This window comes from Nesterenkonia pannonica (assembly GCF_019575955.1).
GTDB lineage: Bacteria > Actinomycetota > Actinomycetes > Actinomycetales > Micrococcaceae > Nesterenkonia > Nesterenkonia pannonica.
The window spans coordinates 1,439,971-1,458,027 of sequence record NZ_CP080575.1 but is presented as its reverse complement, the minus strand read 5'-3'; the positions used below and the strand labels follow the sequence as shown (position 1 = coordinate 1,458,027).

Sequence of the window (18,057 nt, the reverse complement as noted above, 5' to 3'; positions counted from 1 at the left end):
TCGCCGCCTCCAAGCGCCTCCCGAAGCCGACCGTCATACGCGTTCCGCCACGGCGGCTATATCTTCACGCGTGCTGAACCCCGCTTCGTGCAGCCTCTCGGCGTGCTCCTGGAGGAGGTGACGGACCATTCGAATCTGCCCAGCGCTTCGATGGCCTGCAACGGCTGCGCCCAGCTCGGCGACGGTGGTGATGACGGGCACGCCCAACGAGGTTGCTGCCGCGCGGATCTCGTAGCCGTCGGAGCGCGCCTCCCCGCCTGACGGCGTGTTGATGATCAGGTCGATGCGCCCAGCCTCCACCACGTCGAGGATGGTCTCGGTGCCGCTGTCATCGCCTATTTTGGCGACCTCCTCGCACTGGACCCCGTTGCGCCGCAGGACGTCGGCGGTGCCGCCGGTCGACACCAGCGAGAAGCCCAGGTCCGCGAGCCGCTTGATCGGCATGATGACCCCGCGCTTGTCCCGGTTGGCCACAGAGACGAACACCTTCCCGCTCACCGGCAGCGGATTGCTGGCCGCCTGCTGAGACTTTGCGAAGGAGGTGTCGAAGTGCTTGTCGATGCCCATCACCTCACCGGTTGAGCGCATCTCCGGGCCCAGCAGAGAGTCGACGACGCGACCCTCCGGAGTGCGGAACCTCGCGAATGGAAGCACAGCCTCCTTGACCGCCACCGGCGCTCCGGGAGGAAGCAGCGAGCCGTCTCCCTGAGCCGGGAGCAGACCCGCGCGGGGATGCCCCGAGCCGGTGCGCAGCTCGGCGATGCTCACCCCAGTGCCGATCAGTGCGGCGGCCTTCGCGAGCTGCACACCGGTGGCCTTCGACACGAAGGGCACCGTGCGCGAGGCCCGCGGATTGGCCTCGATGACGTACAGCACGTCAGCAGCGACGGCGAACTGGATGTTGATCAGTCCTCGGACGCCCACGCCTTCTGCGATCGCGGCGGTGGCTTCCCGGACTCGGGCCAGCACGTCCGGGCCCAAGGTGATGGGCGGCAGCGCGCAGGCGGAGTCGCCGGAGTGGATGCTTAAGCCTCCTCGATGTGCTCCATGATGCCGCCGAGGTAGAGCTGGGACCCGTCATACAGTGCGTCCACATCAACCTCGATGGCATCCTCGAGAAAGCGGTCGACAAGCACGGGGTGCTCGGGAGTGACCTCAGTGGCGTTGGCGATGTAGCGCGCCAGCCCCGGCTCGTCGTAGACGATCTCCATCCCGCGGCCGCCGAGGACGTACGAGGGGCGGACGAGCACCGGGTAGCCGATCTCGTCAGCCACTCGCTTTGCGTCCTCGAAGCTCACCGCCGTGCCGTTCTTCGGCGCGGTCAGTCCAGCCCGCTGCAGGACCTGGTCGAACTCGCCGCGCTCCTCCGCCAGGTCGATGGCCGCGGGGCTGGTGCCCAGAATCGGCACCCCCGCATCGGCGAGCTGCTGAGCGAGCTTGAGCGGAGTCTGCCCGCCCAGCTGAACGAAGACTCCGACGACTCCCCGGTCTGCTCCTCGGCGTGGATGATCTCCAAGACATCCTCGAGGGTGAGCGGCTCGAAGTAGAGCCGGTCCGAGACGTCGTAGTCGGTCGACACCGTCTCAGGGTTGCAGTTGACCATCACCGTCTCCCAGCCGGCGTCGCGCAGGGCCATCGTGGCGTGGACGCAGGAGTAGTCGAACTCGATCCCCTGGCCGATGCGGTTGGGGCCTGAGCCGAGGATGATCACCGAGGGCCGCTCATGCTCGGCGATCTCGTTCTCGAAGTCGTAGCTGGAGTAGTGGTAAGGGGTGAAGGCGGGGAACTCGGCTGCGCAGGTGTCCACCGTCTTGTACACCGGTCGCACCCCAGAGCGTGGCGCACTCCGCGCACCACGGCCGGGTCCATGTGGCGGAGCTAACCGATCTGCTCATCCGAGAATCCGTGGCGCTTGGCCAGTCGCAGCACATCCTCGTCGAGCTCCGGGGACGTTCTCAGCGTGTGGGCGGTCTCGTTGATGAGACTGATCTGATCCAAGTACCACCGGTCGATCTTGGTGATGCCATAGACCGTCTCCATGTCAGCGCCGGCATTGAGCGCCTGCTGCACCTGGTAGAGCCGCTCCGTAGTGGCCGTGGCCATAGCGTCGAGGAGCGGCGACACGTCCTCAGGTGCGTCGAAGGCGAACTCGCTGTCCCGCTGCTCGAGCGAGCGCAGCGCCTTCTGCAGGGCTTCGGTGAAGCTGCGCCCTATCGCCATCGCCTCTCCGACGGACTTCATGGTGGTCGTCAGCGTGGGGTCGGCTGCCGGGAACTTCTCGAACGCGAAGCGCGGAATCTTCACCACCACATAGTCCAGCGTGGGCTCGAAGCTCGCGGGCGTCTTCTGCGTGATGTCGTTCGGGATCTCATCGAGGGTGTAGCCGAGCGCCAGCTTGGTCGCGATCTTCGCGATGGCGAAGCCCGTTGCCTTCGACGCCAGCGCCGAGGAGCGCGAGACCCTGGGGTTCATCTCAATGACCACGACGCGACCGGTGTCAGGGTCCACCGCGAACTGGATGTTGCACCCGCCGGTGTCGACGCCGACTTCGCGGATCACGTTGATGGAGATGTCTCTGAGCTTCTGGTACTCCCGGTCGGTGAGCGTCATGGCCGGAGCCACGGTGATGGAGTCGCCTGTGTGGACGCCCACGGGGTCGAGGTTCTCGATCGAGCAGACGACGACCACGTTGTCGTTGGCGTCGCGCATCATCTCCAGCTCGTACTCCTTCCACCCGAGGATCGACTCCTCCAGGAGCACCTCCGTGGTGGGTGAGTACTGCAGGTAACGCTTACGATGCGGTGAAGGTCCTCCTCGTTGTAGGCCATGCCCGAACCGAGCCCGCCCATGGTGAAGGAGGGGCGGACAACGACCGGATAGGCCGAGATCCTGCACGGCGTCGAGGGCTTCGTCCATCGAGTGCACGATGGTGGAGCGCGCCGACTCGCCGCCGGAGCGCTCCACGACGCCCTTGAACTTCTGACGGTCCTCGCCCAGCTCGATGGCTTCGATGTTCGCACCGATGAGCTCCACCGAGTACTGCTCGAGGGTGCCGTCCTTGTCCAAGGCGATCGCCGTGTTCAGGGCCGTCTGGCCGCCGAGGGTCGGCAGCAGGGCATCTGGGCGCTCCTTGGCGATGATCTTCGCCACCACGGCCGGGCTGATGGGCTCCACATAGGTGGCGTCGGCGAACTCAGGGTCCGTCATGATGGTGGCCGGGTTGGAGTTCACGAGGATGACACGGATGCCCTCCTCCTTCAGGACGCGCAGGGCCTGGGTCCCCGAATAGTCGAACTCGGCAGCCTGGCCGATCACGATCGGGCCGGAGCCGATCACCATCACGGATTTGAGGTCCTGGCGCTTAGGCATGGGCGGCGTCTCCTGTGGTCGGTGCGGCTTTGTTCTCAGCGTCGAGCTCAGCGCTGGGGCGTCGGTCTGCGGGCGGGAGCGTGTCGGCACCGGTCGCCGACTCTCCGGACTGCGCAGCGCGTATGAGCTCGACGAAGCGGTCGAAGAGGTAGGCGGAATCGTGCGGGCCTGCCGCCGCCTCCGGGTGGTACTGCACGCTGAATGCCGGGATGTCCAGGCAGCGGAGCCCCTCGACGACGCCGTCGTTCAGAGAGCTGTGGCTGACCTGGACTCTCCCGAACTCATGCTGAGGCGCGGTGATCGTCTCACCCACGGGGGCGTCCACGGCGAAGCCGTGGTTCTGGCTGGTGATCTCCACCTTGCCTGTGGCGTGGTCCATCACAGGCTGGTTGATGCCTCGGTGGCCGAACGGCAGCTTGTAGGTGCCGAAGCCCAGGGCCCTCCCCAGGATCTGGTTCCCGAAGCAGATCCCGAAGAACGGGGTGCCAGTGCCGAGGACTTCGCGGAGCATGCCGACCTGGTAAGCCGCGGTCGCCGGGTCCCCGGTCCGTTCGAGAGGAATACGCCGTCGGGGCGGATCGACTGGATCTCCTCGAAGGTGGACGTGGCGGGCAGCACATGCACGCGCAGCCCCCGCTCAGCCATCCGCACCGGAGTCATCGACTTGATGCCCAAGTCGATGGCGGCGACCGTTCCCACAGGTTCCTCGTTCCACCCATGGTCGGTGGCTCCACCACGTACGCGTGCTCGGCGGTGACCTCTTCGGCCAGGCGCGCTCCGAGCATGCCCGGCTGGCTGCGGACCTGCTCCAGCAGCTCCGGCAGCGGCGCTCGGGCCGCCTCGCCGGAGAAGATGCTTACCTTCATCGACCCCTGGTCACGGAGCCGTCGGGTGATCGCCCGGGTGTCGACGTCGCTGATGCCCACGACCTCCTGGGCGGCCAGCTCATCGTGGAGGCTGCGCTCGGACCGCCAGTTGGAGGGACGGCGGGATGCGTCCCGGACCACGTAGCCCGCGACCCAGACCCGGCGAGACTCTGGATCCTCATCGTTGATGCCGGTGTTTCCGATGTGCGGAGCCGTCATCACCACGATCTGACGCGCGTAGCTGGGGTCCGTGAGGGTTTCCTGATAGCCGGTCATTCCGGTGGAGAACACAGCTTCGCCGAGGGTGGTGCCCTCGGCGCCGAAGGCCCGGCCCGAATACGAGGAGCCGTCCTCCAGGAGGAGGAGTGCTGGGGATGAGGTGCTCATGAGGTGGGGTTCTCTCCTGTTCTGGGATGCAGGACATCAAGCAGTCGTTGGGCCTCGGCGGCATGGCGGGGCGGAATGCGGTCTCAACCTCGTAGCCGCCCAGGGACCATCCGATGATGATCGCTCCGTCGCGCTCGACGAATTTGCCGACCACTCCGCGATCGGTGCGGACGTGGTGCAGGTCGTCGGCCGGTATGAGGAAGTTGGCGCTCCCGGCCCGGAATACGGCCACCCCGGCGTCGTGGACCTCCAAGCGTCCGCCGGTGCGCAGTCCGAGCTGGTGGACGGCGATGCGGTCGAGGTAGTCGGAGGCGCTGACGGTGCCGATCACCATGCCTTCGGCAGCCGCTGCTTAGCTCGGCCTCGAGGATCTCCGCAGGAACGTCGCCCGGAGCCGGAAGATCTCCTGGCGGCGCTTGCGCCCGCGCCACCCCCACCACAGCAGCAGGCAGATGACGAGGATGACAGCCCCAGAGACCCACAGGTAGTTGAGGTATGTGCCCGTCATGTCCAGCTGACGGACGGCCGCGTCAGCCGTCAGCAGCGACCCTGCCATCATGCGGTCCTCCCGGTGCGGGAGGTGGCGAGCTGCCCGTCAAGCACCGTGGGGTGGCCGCCCAGGAAGGTGGCGATCACCTGGCCCGGCAGTTCGACTCCGCGGAAGGGACTGTTGCGGCCCTTCGTAGCGTGCTCCTCGGGCACGACGACGCGGCGGGCCTGCGCATCGACCAGAATGAGATGTGCAGGCTCACCCGCTGCCAACGGGCGCCCCTGATGCTGGTGCCCGTAGATCTCTGCGGGTCGCTCGGCGGTGACTTCGGCGAATCGTCGCCAGCCGATGAGGCCGGTCTCAATCATGGCGCGCTGAACGCCGGACAGTGCCGTCTCCAGGCCGGTCATGCCCATCGCTGCCTGCTGCCATTCGCATTCCTTGGCCTGAGTCGGATGCGGAGCATGGTCGGTGCCCACGACGTCGATGGTGCCGTCGGCCAGACCTTCGCGCAGCGCCTCAGCATCAGCTTCGGTGCGCAGCGGGGTTGACTTTGTAGACGGGGTCATAGCTGCGGACGAGCTCGTCGGTCAGCAGCAGGTGATGGGGCGTCACCTCGGCGGTGACGCTGATGCCGCGCTGCTTCGCCCAGCGCACGATGTCCACCGACCCCTTCGTCGAGACGTGGCAGATGTGGAGCCGAGAGCCCACATAGTCGGCGAGCAGCACGTCGCGGGCGATGATCGCCTCTTCGGCCACCGAGGGCCAGCCCGGCAGCCCCAGCACCGCCGAGACCTCGCCCTCATTCATCTGGGCGGCGTTCGCCGTTCCCCACGAGGTCAGGCTCGGATCCTGCGCATGCTGAGCGATGAAGCCGCCGAAGGACTTGACGTATTCGAGGGCTCGACGCATCAGCTGCGGGTCGGCGACGCAGTGTCCGTCGTCGGAGAACATGCGCACCTGCGCCTCAGATGAGGCCATGGCTCCCATCTCGGCGAGCCGCTCCCCTCCAAGCCGACGGTGACGGCGCCGACCGGATGCACCTCCGCCCAGCCGGACTCCTCGCCCAGCCTACGGACCTGCTCCACGACCCCAGCGGAGTCCGCCACGGGGAACGAGTTGGCCATCGCGTGGACAGCCGTGAAGCCTCCCTTGGCCGCAGCGCGGGTCCCTGTCTCCACCGTCTCCGCATCTTCGCGTCCGGGCTCGCGGAGATGAGTGTGCAGATCCACCATTCCGGGCAGAGCGACCATGCCTGAGGCATCGATCTCGACGACGTTCTCCATCTGGGACGCCCGGGATCCGGCGCGCTCACCGATCTCAGCGATCACTCCATCGGCGATCAGCATGTCGGCAGGCTCCTCCCCGTAGGGTCGAGCTCCAGAGATCAGGTATGAGTCAGACATCGGGGCCTCCTGTGAGCAGCAGGTGAAGCACGGCCATCCGAACGGACACTCCGTGGGCCACCTGATCAGTGATGCGGGATTGGGCCGAGTCAGCCGCTGCGGCCGAAATCTCAACCCCTCGGTTCATGGGGCCGGGGTGAAGAATGATGGCGCGACGATCAGCGTCTCCCATCCGGAGCCGCTCGACGACCTTCAGCCGCTCGTCGGTGAGCCCCCATCTGCTGCTGTACTCGGCGGCGTGAGGGAAGTAGGCGCCTCCCATGCGCTCCGCCTGGACGCGCAGCATCATCACGGCGTCCGGTCCCTCGGCCAGCGCGTCGTCGAGGCTGTACCGGACGGTCACCGGCCACCGTCCCACAGACTGGGGCAGCAGGGTGGCCGGGGCGGCGAGAATGACCTCCGCGCCCAGAGTCTGCAGCAGCCAGATGTTGGACCGGGCGACGCGGGAATGCACGACATCGCCGACGATCAGGACCTTCATGCTTACCAGGTCTGCCCCGCGCGGCGTCTCGGCCCCTGGGCAGCGCTCCAGTCCCGACGCAGCGTGAGGGCGTCGAGGAGGGCCTGGGTGGGGTGCTCATGCGTTCCGTCTCCGGCGTTCACCACGGCGGCATCCGTCCAGTCGCTTGCGGCGAGCTGCGCGGCTGCGCCCGAGGCGCTGTGCCGAATGACGACGGCGTCCGCCCCCATCGCCTCCAGCGTCTGGACGGTGTCCTTGAGGGATTCGCCCTTGACACGGAGGAGCCTTTGGCGGAGAAGTTGACGACGTCGGCCGAGAGCCTCTTGGCCGCCGCCTCGAAGGAGACGCGTGTTCGCGTGGAGTCCTCATAGAACAGGTTCACCACGGTCCGGCCGCGCAGAGTAGGCAGCTTCTTGACCTCCCGCGCGGAGACGGCAGCCATCTCCTCTGCGGTGTCCAGGATCGCGAGAGCGTCCTCGCGGCTGAGGTCTGCGGTGGAGAGGAGGTGCTTCATCGTTCGATCACCACGGCTTCGTCGGCGCGACTGACCCCGTCCACGCCGTGGAGCCGCACCTGCACGCGCTCATCGCGCGCGGTGGGAAGATTCTGCCCACGTGATCGGCGCGGATCGGCAGCTGCCGGTGGCCTCGGTCCACGAGGACGGCCAGCCGCACCGACCGAGGACGGCCCAGATCCGAGAGCGCGTCCAGAGCGGCTCGCACCGTCCGGCCGGAGTAGAGGACGTCGTCGACCAGGATCACCGTCGCCCCGTCGATGCCGGTCTGAGGAAGCTGGGTGGGTTCGGGGTTCGTGCGGCGCGGCTTCGCAGATCATCGCGGTACATCGTCACGTCCAGGGCCCCGGATCGAGCGTCCGCGTCGAAGTCTGGGTCGATGCTCTGAAGACGTTCGGCAAGCCGTGAGGCCAGGGGACGCCCCTGCGGGGTATCCCCAGCACGATCAGGCTCTCAGTGCCGCGCTGGGCTTCCACGATTTCGTGGGATATGCGGGTCAGGGCACGATCAATGTCAGATGCGCCCATGACCTGGGTCGTCTCAGGTGACTCGCTCACCGTATTGACTCCTTCCTCGCCTCACAGGACGATCATTAAAGGAGTTGGCTAGTGGGCTCAGCCTATCGCAGGCTCAGCCCTCACCGTCCCCGAGACTCGGCTTCAGCTGCTGCAGGCGCCCCAGAAGCCCGTTGACGAACTGCGGGGACTCGTTGGTGGACATCTGACGCACCAGAGCCACTGCTTCGGCCACGGCCACCCCATCGGGAATATCTGGGTTGTGGAGCAGCTCCCAGGCCCCAATGCGCAGTGCCATCACATCGACCCGCGGCATACGCTCCAGCGTCCAGCCGCGGGCGTAGGTGGAGAGCAGCTCGTCGATCTCGGCCTGATGCTCTGTGACACCGTTGAGGATCTCGGTCACATACTCGTTGGACGTGAGCTCCGAGTGCTGGGTCCGAGCGGCCAGCACCTGATCGGGCGCCATGCTCCGCTGCTCGGCCTCGAAGAGAATCTCGAGCGCCCGAAGACGAGCTCTGCTGCGTTTAGCCAAGGAGGATCAGACCCGCCCCAGGTATTCGCCGCCACGCGTGTCGACTTTCACTGTGGTGCCCTGATCGACGAAGAGCGGCACCTGGATCTCCGCGCCCGTCTCCAGAGTGGCTTACTTGGTGCCCGCCTTGGAGCGGTCGCCCTGAATGCCCGGCTCGGTGTATGTGATCTTCAGCTCGACCGAAGGAGGCAGGTCCAGGTAGAGCGGAGTGCCTTCGTGCATGGCAATCGTTGCCGTGGCAGATTCGAGGAGATAGTTCGCCGAGCTGCCGACGACCGAGGCGGGCACGATGATCTGGTCGTAGTCCCGCATGTCCATGAAGACGAAGTCATCACCATCCTGGTACAGGTACTGATAGTCCGACCGGTCCACCGTGGCGAACTCCACCTTTGCCCCGGCGTTGAAGGTCTTGTCGACCACTTTGCCCGACCTGATGTTCCTCAGCTTGGTGCGGATGAACGCGCCGCCCTTGCCGGGCTTGACGTGCTGGAACTCCAGCGTGTTCCACAGCTGACCCTCGAGCTTCAGCACGGAGCCGTTCTTGATGTCGTTGGAGCTTGCCACAGGTTCCTCTCAGCCTTGCGCAGAGTGTTCGACTCGATTCACGAATACCAGCAGGCCATCCTACAGGGAGACGGTCTGCGTCGGCTCCTCGCCGATCTCCTGGTAGGCGGCAAACAGCAGCGAAGCATCTGGGATCTCCACTGTGGAAGCCGAGCCCACACCGTTGAGGAGCACAAACCGAAGGGTGTCGCCGCGGTTCTTCTTGTCCCGACGTATCCCCTCGAGCAGCTGGTTCCAGCGATCGTCGCGGTAGGTGATCGGCAGGCCCAGGGAGGAGAGGACGGACCGGTGACGGTCGACCTCCTCGTCCGTGAGTTTACCAAGCTCCTCGCCACCTCGGCGGCGAAGACCATTCCGACCGAGATCGCGGCGCCGTGACGCCACTGGTACCTCTCAGCAAGCTCGATGGCGTGACCGAGGGTATGCCCGTAGTTGACCCTCTCACGGACCCCTGCCTCGTGGGCGTCGACCGAGACGACGTCGACCTTGACCTGGATCGCACGTGTGATCAGCTCACGCAGCTGGGGCGAATGCGGGTTCTGCGCAGCCTCCGGAGAGGCCTCGATGATCTCGAGGATGCGCTCGTCGGCGATGAAGCCGCACTTCACGACTTCGGCCAGTCCCGCCACCAGCTCGTTGCGGGGAAGGGTGATGAGTGTGTCCAGGTCGGCCAGAACTCCGGCGGGCTGGTGGAAGGAGCCCACCAGGTTCTTGCCCTCGGCCGTGTTGATTCCGGTCTTTCCTCCGATGGCGGCATCGACCATGCCCAGCAGCGTGGTGGGCATGTGGATCACCTTCACGCCGCGGAGCCATGTGGCGGCGACGAACCCTGCTGCGTCGGAGACCGCGCCGCCGCCGACGGACACGACGGCGTCTGAGCGGGTGAAGTCGTTCTGCCCCAGAACCTGCCAGCAGAAGGCGGCCACCTGGATATGCTTGCCCTCCTCAGCGTCCGGGATCTCAGCGACAAGCGCCGTGTAGCTTACCTTCTCCAGGTCCTCGCGCACGACGTCGCCGGTGGCGCGCAGCGCGCGCGGGTGGATGACGAGCACCCGCTCCGGGCCCGGGCCGATCATGTCCGGCAGCCGCGAGCAGGCCGTTGCCGATCACCACGTCGTAGCCGAGCTCCTGCCCGCCGGTGCCGGCACCCTCCCCACACGTATCGCTGCGGGCTCTGGGGCGCCGCCGTCGCCGGGCGACCCGGCGCCCTCCCCAGTGCAGGGTCTTCGGCCGTGTGGTCAGTTGTGCTGCTCATGCTTAGGATCTCAGCTCCTCGCGAGACGGAAGTTCTTTCTCGATGGTATCGACCCGGGCCTCGACGCTGTGGTGCGACGCATCGATGACGAGGTCTGCGCACTGGCGGTAGAGGTGCTCCCTCTCCTGGTAGATGCCCTTCCAGACCGCAGCCGGGTTTCCCTTCAGAAGGGGACGCGTGACCGCATCGCCGATGCGTGCCAGAGCCTGCTCCTCCGTCACATCGAGCATGACGACGAAGTGGCGGCGCAGCCGTTCCTCGTCGCCTCGGAAAGAACCGATCCCCGCCGAGACTGATCACCGACGGGCGCGGCGAGGCCAGAAGCTCGGCCACAATCGTCTCCTCGGCTCGGCGGAACGCCTCCTCTCCGTGCGCAGTGAAGAAAGCGGCCACTGAACCGTGCCGTGCCACGAAGAACTGGTCGGAGTCCACGTGCGGACGGCTGAGTCGCCGAGCGAGAGCGGCCCCCACGCTGGACTTTCCCGATGCCATGGGGCCGATGAGCACCACGTTCGGCTGCGCCATGGGACCGGTACAGGAATCTGTTCAGGCATAGCGATCAGCGACTGAGCGTCTCGTCGAATCCGGCGGGCGCCTGCAGCGGGTCCCCGTCGCCTCCGGATGAGGAGCCGGTCCCGAGCTGCGGCAGGGTGGCTCGATATGTCGCCATATTGCGCTGCACCTCATCCACGCTGTCGCCGCCGAACTTCTCCAGCACAGCATCCGCGATCACCAGCGCCGTCATGGCCTCGGCGACCACTCCGGCTGCAGGCACCGCGCACACGTCGCTGCGCTGGTGGTGAGCCGTAGTCGGCTCCTGTGGCCATGTCCACGGTGCGAAGCGCCCTGGGCACGGTGGCGATGGGCTTCATACCAGCACGTACGCGCAGCGCGTCGCCGATGCTCATGCCGCCCTCAATGCCGCCGGCACGATTGGTGCTCCGTATGATCTGACCGGCCTCGTCCAGCTCGATCTCGTCATGAGCCTCAGAGCCTCGACGCGCGGCGGTGCGGAAGCCGTCTCCGACCTCCACTCCCTTGATCGCCTGAATGCCCATCAGTGCGCCTGCCAGGCGAGAGTCCAGCCGCATGGTCCCAGTGGACGAATGAGCCCAGGCCGGGCGGAAGGCCCTCGACAATGACCTCTACCACGCCTCCCAGCGTCTCCCCGCCTTATGGGCAGCGTCGACCTCGGCGACCATCGCTTCTGAGGTGGCTGCATCGAAGCATCGGAGCGGGTCCGCATCCAGGTGGTCCACGTCAGCCGCGCCGGGCAGGGCTGCCCCTCCGGGGCGGAGACGGCGCCCACGGCGACAGTGTGGGACACCGTGGTGATGCCGAGCTCGCGCAGGAGCTGCTGCGCGGCGGTGCCCAGCGCCACGCGGGTGGCGGTCTCACGCGCCGAAGCGCGCTCCAGCGCAGGCCGCGCTTCCGCGAAGCCGTACTTCTGCATGCCTGTGTAGTCGGCGTGACCGGGGCGGGGGCGCGTCAGGGGCGCGTTGCGGGCCAGTCCCTCCAGGGCGGCGGGGTCAACAGGGTCCGCAGACATCACAACCTGCCACTTGGGCCACTCGGTGTTCTCCACCTCGATGGCCAGCGGACCGCCCATGGTCCGTCCGTGCCTGACGCCCCCAGCAGATTGACCTGATCCTGCTCAAACTTCATCCGGGCGCCCCGGCCGTAGCCCAGGCGTCGGCGAGCGAGCCTCTCCTGCACGTCCGACGTGGTCAGGGACACTCCGGCTGGCAGGCCTTCGAGTATGCCCACGAGCGACTTGCCATGTGATTCTCCGGAGGTGAGCCAGCGCAACATGCAGAACATCCTATATCTCGTAAGGGGTCAGGTACTCAGCGGGTCAGCCGAGACCGACGGCGCCGCGCATGCTCCGGACCATCTCAGTCCGGTCGGCGGCAGACAGGTCCCCGGCCGGATTCCTGCTCTCGGCGGTGAAGAGCTCCACCTGACGAACCGCCTGGTGCAGAAGCATGACAAGCCCGCTGACGACGGGCCAGCCGTTGCGGGTCCACCCAGCGGCGATCACAGAGGGCCAGGGCTCATAGGCCGCGTCAAGAAGCACGGGACCCTCCGCTCCTGGGAGCACCGTCTGGGCCGCAGCATCGGCCGCCCCAGGCGGCAGGGTGGAGACGAGCGCGGCGAGCCGCTGTGCTTGGATGTCCGCCGCCAGCGCCTCGAGCGGGAAGGCACGAAGTGTCAGGCCCAGACGCTCTGCGACCGGTTCCAGAGCAGCGGCACGCTCCGGGGAGCGGGCGTAGACGCGCACCTCGTCGAATCCGAGCTCCGCCGCCGCAACCGCGGCAGCCGAAGCCGTCCCTCCGGCGCCGAGGATGCCGAAGGCCCCGGCCCGCCGCTCGAGCACGCTTACTTCCGTGAGCGCGCGCACGATTCCGTCGACATCGGTGTTCTCGCCGTGGAGACGGCCGCCCTCGCCCGAACCCAGGACGACAGTGTTGAGCACGCCGAGAGAGCTGACCCGCTCCGAACATGTGTCGACATGCCTCGCCATGGCGGCCTTGAGCGGCATGGTGACGGACCATCCGACCCAGTCCGACGCGGACCCCTCACCGTGGAGAAAGGTCTCCAGCGAATCCTGGTTCACATCCCTCCGCGTGTACTCGATGTCGAGGCCGAGGAACGCATAGGCGGCGGCGTGCAGCTGGGGCGACCGCGAGTGGCTGATGGGCGAACCCAGAACACATGCGCGTCGGGGCCCGCCGGAGGCCCCGGCGCTCACAGGTCGAGCTCCTCTTCGGCTGCATCCACGTCGCCGGGGCTGCAGACATCCGGGTTGTCGGCGCAGTATGCGAGGAACTCCTGCTCGTACTGCTCATGCTGTGCCAGGTCCTCGGCGAACTCGGTCTCGCCCGTCTCGATGTTGACGGTCACCCAGTAGTGGTAGTCCGTGTCGGGCGGGTCGATCGCTGCCTCAAGGGTCGCCCGGGTGGGAGCACCGATGGGGCCCGGGGCAGACCAGGGTTGGTCCTCGTGTTGTAGGGGTCCTCCGGGCTGTGCTCAGCGGCGATGTGCAGGTCGTGCTCGCCCAGGGCGTAGTTGCTGGTGGCGTCGATGTAGAGGTAGCCGTCGGTCTCTGGATTGTCCGGCACCAGACGGTTCTGGATGGCACTGGACATCAGGTCATAGTCCTCAGGGTTGGCATGGTTCGCCTCTGCGGTGATGAGGGAGGCGATGGTCACTGTCTCCCACTGCTCCTCCTCGTCCTCAATGCCCAGGTCGTCCAAGCGGGAGAACGTCTCGTCGACCATGTCCTGCAGAACTTCTTCGGCCGAAGGCTGGTCGTCGACCTCCCAGGTGTACTCGCCGGGAGCCAGATAGCCTTCGAGCGTCTCCGCCTCGTCAGGAGCCCATACGCCTGGGGGTCGGCTGCTGCGTCGTCGATCTCCTGGCGGTTGAAGGGGTTCGCGCAGCGATCTCGTCGAGGGCGTCATCGATCCAGATGCCTGGGGCGATGCCCACGACGAGCTGAGCCGGGCCCTCCGCGAACAGAGCCTCGATGGCCTCGTCCGCAGGCATCTGCTCCTGCATCTGGTACTCGCCGGGCTGAAGGGTTCCCATCTCCCCGTCGGCATCAGCGGCCTGGAAGGCGCCGGAGAGGGCATCCCAGGAGGCCACGATGTCCTGCTCGATCAGGCGGTTTCCGACGGTCTCGAATCCATCGCCCTCCCGGACCTCGAAGTCAATCGTCTCGCCGGAGGCCTGCTCATAGTCCGTCACGGCCTCCTCTCCTCCGAGGAAGCTCTGGACCACGGCGACGACGCCGATGACCATGGCGGCGAATACGCCCAGCACGAGGGCCAGGGTGATGTTGCGACGACGGCGCTTCGCCTTCTTCGCCTTCAGTGCGGTGAGGCTCATACGCCCTTCCATAGGCTGGACTGTCTGGTAGCCGCGGCCGAAGTCCGACGCCGCGACGAGCACCGGAGCACCGGTTTCGTCGTACTCAGGCAGTCCCGCTTCAAAGTCGTCCCAGTCAAGCTCTTCGAAGCCGTTGAGCTCGTGGAAGCTCTCATCGTCCTGATGAGCATCCTCATAGAAGTCCTCGCCCTGCTCAGCGTCTGACGGGGAGCCCGCGACCACCTCGTCAAAGGGCGTGGAAGGCACAGCGGTAAGCACAGCCTGAGTGGGGTGCGGGTCGTCAGAATCGGCCCTGGGGAGCCGCTCGGCAACTGGGATGCGCGTGCAGGCTCCGGCTGCGGGGATCTGCGGGGCGGGGCGGCCTCGCCCGAAGCTGCCGATGGCTGCGCGGCTGCGGGAAGGGCTTCTGGCGCTGCCCGTTCGGCTCCGCAGGCTGTTCCGACGGCATCTGCTCGCGCCGAATGCCGGCTGGGGCCTCTGCTCCCGGCGGAGGGACAGGCTGCGGAGCGGAGCCCTCTCCATTCCACTCCGCGTCGAGCCCGGAGCCCGCGTAGAAGGCTGCACCGCGAGGCGCGGCGGCTCGTTCCGCGGCCTCCTGCTCCGCCTTCTTCCGCTCGGCAAGCCGCTGGTTCAGGGCTGCCTGACGCTCGCGCTCCTGCTGCTCGCGCCGCGCCCGTCGCGAAGCTGCTCCGGCAGCGTCGGCGCTTGAGGCTGAGGCGGCTGTGCGTTCGCGAAGCGATCCTGAGCGCTGACCGTCGAGGGGCTCACCGCGGCGGCGCCTGCGCTCCAGCTCCTCCTGGTCGAAGAGCGGAGGGGTCTGGCGCTCGGAGGATGGAGTTGAGGTGCTCAGCCTTCGAACTGCCGACTCGCTCTCGCGCTCGGCCGCACGTTCGCGTTCCCGCGCCTCGCGGATTTCGCGGCGACGACGCCTGGAGCCCGCCTCAGGGGCTGTTCATCGCTCACGCAGAATCCTCACAGGGGCACGGTCGGGGACATGGACAGGCGCACGGAGATCGATGCCAGCTGATCCCAGGGCGCTCATAATTGTAATATCTCCGTTACTTTAAGCCGATTTCAGCATTTGGAGCCAACTCCGGCGTGCCGCGAGAGCCTCCTCTGCCTCGCTGATGGCCTTGGAATCGTTGCTTTCGCGAGCGTGTGCGAGGTCCCTTTCGAGGCTTGGCGATAGTGTCCTCCAGCTGTGCGAGCATGGCCTCCTGCCGCTCGTCCTTCGGCGAGGCCGACTCCGCTTTGGTGGTGGAGCTGGCCTCACGGAACGCATCCTGAACCTCCGCCAGGGATCGCTCCATGCGCTTCACGTCCTGCCGGGGCACTTTGCCGGCGGCATCCCACTCGTCGATCAGTTTGAAGTAGCGCTCCCTGACGGCGGCAGGCTTGGTGAACGGCATCAGCTCACGCAGCTTGGAGAGGATGTCCTCCTTCACCCGGAGGTTCTCGGCGAATTCAGCATCCGTCTGAGCGTTGGCCTGGTCTCTGGCGGAGAAGAAGACATCCTGAGCGGCCCGGAATCGCTTCCATTGGGCATCCTCCGTTTTGCGGGGCCGCGCCCCAAGGCCTTCCACTGGTCCATCAGGCGGTGGTACGCCTTGGTCGTAGGCCCGAAGTCGCGTGAGGCACTGAGCTTCTCCGCCTCGGCGATGATTTCGTCCTTGGCCTTCTTGATCTCAGCGGCGTCCTTGTCCCGCTTGACGAAGAATGCCTTGCGGCGACGCTCGAAGGTGGAGCGGGCTTCGCGGAAACGCTTCCAGAGCGGGTCCTCCTGCGCCTTGCTCAGGCGGGGCGTGGTCCGCTGCTCGGCCTTCCACGCTTCGAAGAGCTCGGCCATCCGCGCCTGGGCGTTCTTCCAGTGCGTGCTCTCCTCATCCCCAGCGGCCAGCTGCTCGGCCTCCGCGACGATCTCCTCGCGAGCCGCGAGCCGCTCCTCAGCAAGAGCCTGGTGCGCCTTGTCCTCCTCAGCCGCGATGCTCTCAATGCCGCCTTCGATCTCGGCGAGCAGAGCGCGAAGGGCACTGACGTCCCGACCCAGGCGCCGTCATCCAGCTCCTTGAGGAGCGCGATCCGGCTCGCGCGCAGCGACTTCGCGCCGTCGGCCTGGGTGGCCACCCGGGCGCCGAGAAGCAGGGCGCGGTTGTAGAGCTCGTCGAACTTGCGCGTGAAGTAGGCCAGTGCCTGCTCCTCGCCTGCCGCAGAGTACTGGCCGACGTAGATCTCCTCGCCTCCCTCTTCGGGGGCTTGAGATAGACGTGCCCTTCCTCATCGACTCGGGCACGCTCACGGGCCTCATCGAGTGAGGTCTGGTGGTATGTCGGCTTCACGGCAGCGCGGCTCATAGATTCCAGCGTAACCGGAACGCGTCCCCAGCACCTCACCACCGGTATGATTGCCACGCCCTCACGCCCCACGCACAAGGAGTCCTGAGCACATATGGCCCGTAATGCCTCCCTCTCCGGCTATCTGGAGCTGCTGCTTACCGAACGGCTGGTGGAGGTGCACATGCTCGACACCCTGCGCAGAGTATTCGAGTCCCACGGCTTCGCGAACATCGAGTCCCGTGCTGTCGAGACCCTCGACACGCTCCTGAACAAGGGCGAGGTGGACAAGGAGGTCTACACGATCTCTCGGATCCACGACGAAGGGTCAGACAGGGGCGCCTGGCCCTGCACTTCGACCTCACCGTGCCCTTCGCCCGCTACGTCGTGGAGAACGCGGGACACCTGGCGTTCCCATTCCGCAGATATCAGATTCAGAAGGTGTGGCGCGGGGAGCGGCCGCAGGCCGGACGCTTCCGCGAATTCACCCAGGCGGACGTAGACATCATCGGGGACGGGTCGCTGCCGTTCCGCGCGGACGCCGAGCTGGCAGTCGTGATCGCCAAGGCTCTGCAGGCCCTCAAGATCGGTGAGTTCACCCTGCGCCTGAACAACCGCAAGCTCTCCGCCGGGTTCTACACGGCCATCGGCATGGACGACGCTCCTGCCGTGCTCCGCATCGTGGACAAGCTGGACAAGATCGGTGCGCAGCAGGTCGAGTCTGAGCTCGCCGATGCAGTGGGAGCTTCGCGGAAGCAGACGAAGAAGGCGCTGGCGCTGGCGCAGATCCGCACCACCGACGCGAGCTTCGCCGAGCAGGTGCGCGACCTGCTCGAGGGCACCGAGAGCAACGAGCTGCTCGAGGAGGGCCTGTCTGAGCTGACAGAGGTGATGAACGCCCTCAACGAGCAGGCGCCCGGCACCGCTGCGGCCGATCTCTCCATTGCCCGAGGCCTCGACTACTACACGGGGACCGTCTACGAGACCGTGCTGAAGGGGTACGAGCACCTCGGGTCCATCTGCTCCGGAGGCCGCTACGAATCACTGGCATCCGCAGGCCGGAAGTCCTATCCGGGCGTGGGGCTCTCCATCGGCGTGACCCGCCTGCTCTCGGCCCTGCTCGACTCAGAGGCCCTCAGGGCGTCGCGCCAGGTGCCGACAGCGGTGTACGTCACCCTCCGCACCGACGACGACTGGAACGCTGCGACAGCGACCGCCGAGCAGCTGCGGGAACGCGGCATCAGCGCCGAAGTCGCCTACAGCGCCGACAAGTTCGGCAAGCAGATCAAATACGCCGACCGGCGCGGCATTCCCTTCGTGTGGTTCACTGACGCGGAGGGACGCCACGAGGTCAAGGACATCCGATCGGGTGAGCAGCACGCAGCTGACCCGATGACATGGTCCCCACCGGCTGAGGATCTGCGTCCGCAGGTCATCAGGGGCTGACCGCCCCGTCCCGGCACCAGCCGGGCATC

7 protein-coding genes and 11 pseudogenes are annotated in these 18,057 nt (G+C 66.7%); 2 read left to right on the top strand and 16 right to left on the bottom strand.

Annotated elements, in window-relative coordinates:
- Nucleotides 1-33 precede the first annotated feature (33 nt).
- The 16 genes and pseudogenes from carB to K0H76_RS10430 all read right to left on the bottom strand — a co-directional run.
- Nucleotides 34-3,369: pseudogene (gene carB, locus K0H76_RS10505) on the bottom strand (carbamoyl-phosphate synthase large subunit).
- Nucleotides 3,362-4,622, bottom strand: a pseudogene (gene carA, locus K0H76_RS10500) (glutamine-hydrolyzing carbamoyl-phosphate synthase small subunit). The pseudogenes carB and carA overlap by 8 nt, the downstream one beginning before the upstream one ends.
- 352 nt (nucleotides 4,623-4,974) lie before the next feature.
- Nucleotides 4,975-5,181, bottom strand: a complete 207-nt coding sequence (locus K0H76_RS10495; RefSeq protein ID WP_258932945.1) for a hypothetical protein — start codon at nucleotides 5,179-5,181, stop codon at nucleotides 4,975-4,977.
- Nucleotides 5,178-6,518 (bottom strand): annotated as a pseudogene (locus K0H76_RS10490) (dihydroorotase). Before K0H76_RS10490 ends, K0H76_RS10495 begins: the two are co-directional and overlap by 4 nt.
- A pseudogene (locus K0H76_RS10485) lies at nucleotides 6,511-7,492 on the bottom strand (aspartate carbamoyltransferase catalytic subunit). The pseudogenes K0H76_RS10490 and K0H76_RS10485 overlap by 8 nt, the downstream one beginning before the upstream one ends.
- Nucleotides 7,489-8,019: pseudogene (gene pyrR, locus K0H76_RS10480) on the bottom strand (bifunctional pyr operon transcriptional regulator/uracil phosphoribosyltransferase PyrR). Before pyrR ends, K0H76_RS10485 begins: the two co-directional pseudogenes overlap by 4 nt.
- A 103-nt stretch (nucleotides 8,020-8,122) precedes the next feature.
- On the bottom strand, nucleotides 8,123-8,542 hold the full coding sequence (gene nusB / locus K0H76_RS10475) for a transcription antitermination factor NusB (RefSeq protein ID WP_258932944.1): 420 nt from the start codon (nucleotides 8,540-8,542) through the stop codon (nucleotides 8,123-8,125).
- Between the two features lie 6 nt (nucleotides 8,543-8,548).
- A pseudogene (efp, locus tag K0H76_RS10470) lies at nucleotides 8,549-9,106 on the bottom strand (elongation factor P).
- A gap of 60 nt (nucleotides 9,107-9,166) precedes the next feature.
- Nucleotides 9,167-10,219 (bottom strand): annotated as a pseudogene (aroB, locus tag K0H76_RS10465) (3-dehydroquinate synthase).
- Nucleotides 10,220-10,363: 144 nt separating this feature from the next.
- Nucleotides 10,364-10,591 (bottom strand): hypothetical protein, encoded by a 228-nt coding sequence (locus K0H76_RS10460; RefSeq protein WP_258932943.1) that lies wholly within the window; start codon nucleotides 10,589-10,591, stop codon nucleotides 10,364-10,366.
- A 329-nt stretch (nucleotides 10,592-10,920) separates the two neighbouring features.
- A pseudogene (aroC, locus tag K0H76_RS10455) lies at nucleotides 10,921-12,173 on the bottom strand (chorismate synthase).
- A 43-nt stretch (nucleotides 12,174-12,216) separates the two neighbouring features.
- Nucleotides 12,217-13,113 (bottom strand): shikimate dehydrogenase, encoded by an 897-nt coding sequence (locus tag K0H76_RS10450; protein ID WP_258932942.1) that lies wholly within the window; start codon nucleotides 13,111-13,113, stop codon nucleotides 12,217-12,219.
- Nucleotides 13,110-13,825 (bottom strand): annotated as a pseudogene (locus K0H76_RS10445) (endolytic transglycosylase MltG). Before K0H76_RS10445 ends, K0H76_RS10450 begins: the two are co-directional and overlap by 4 nt.
- Entirely contained in the window at nucleotides 13,734-14,510 is a 777-nt protein-coding gene (locus K0H76_RS10440) for an endolytic transglycosylase MltG (RefSeq protein WP_258932941.1), read from the bottom strand. Before K0H76_RS10440 ends, K0H76_RS10445 begins: the two are co-directional and overlap by 92 nt.
- A gap of 800 nt (nucleotides 14,511-15,310) precedes the next feature.
- Nucleotides 15,311-15,835, bottom strand: a complete 525-nt coding sequence (locus K0H76_RS10435) for a DUF349 domain-containing protein (RefSeq protein ID WP_258932940.1) — start codon at nucleotides 15,833-15,835, stop codon at nucleotides 15,311-15,313.
- Between the two features lie 32 nt (nucleotides 15,836-15,867).
- Nucleotides 15,868-16,098, bottom strand: a pseudogene (locus K0H76_RS10430) (DUF349 domain-containing protein); the annotation flags it as partial.
- Between the two features lie 21 nt (nucleotides 16,099-16,119).
- Here K0H76_RS10430 and K0H76_RS10425 point away from each other — a divergent pair.
- Both K0H76_RS10425 and hisS read left to right on the top strand, forming a co-directional pair.
- Nucleotides 16,120-16,407, top strand: coding sequence for a hypothetical protein (locus K0H76_RS10425; protein ID WP_258932939.1), 288 nt, complete (start codon nucleotides 16,120-16,122; stop codon nucleotides 16,405-16,407).
- Nucleotides 16,408-16,697: 290 nt separating this feature from the next.
- A pseudogene (gene hisS / locus K0H76_RS10420) lies at nucleotides 16,698-18,028 on the top strand (histidine--tRNA ligase).
- Nucleotides 18,029-18,057 lie beyond the last annotated feature (29 nt).

Excerpts from the sequence above, each read along its gene's own strand:
- K0H76_RS10495 (WP_258932945.1), bottom strand. The coding sequence starts at position 5,181 with ATGATGGCAGGGTCGCTGCTGACGGCTGACGCGGCCGTCCGTCAGCTG.
- K0H76_RS10460 (WP_258932943.1), bottom strand. The coding sequence starts at position 10,591 with ATGCTCGATGTGACGGAGGAGCAGGCTCTGGCACGCATCGGCGATGCG.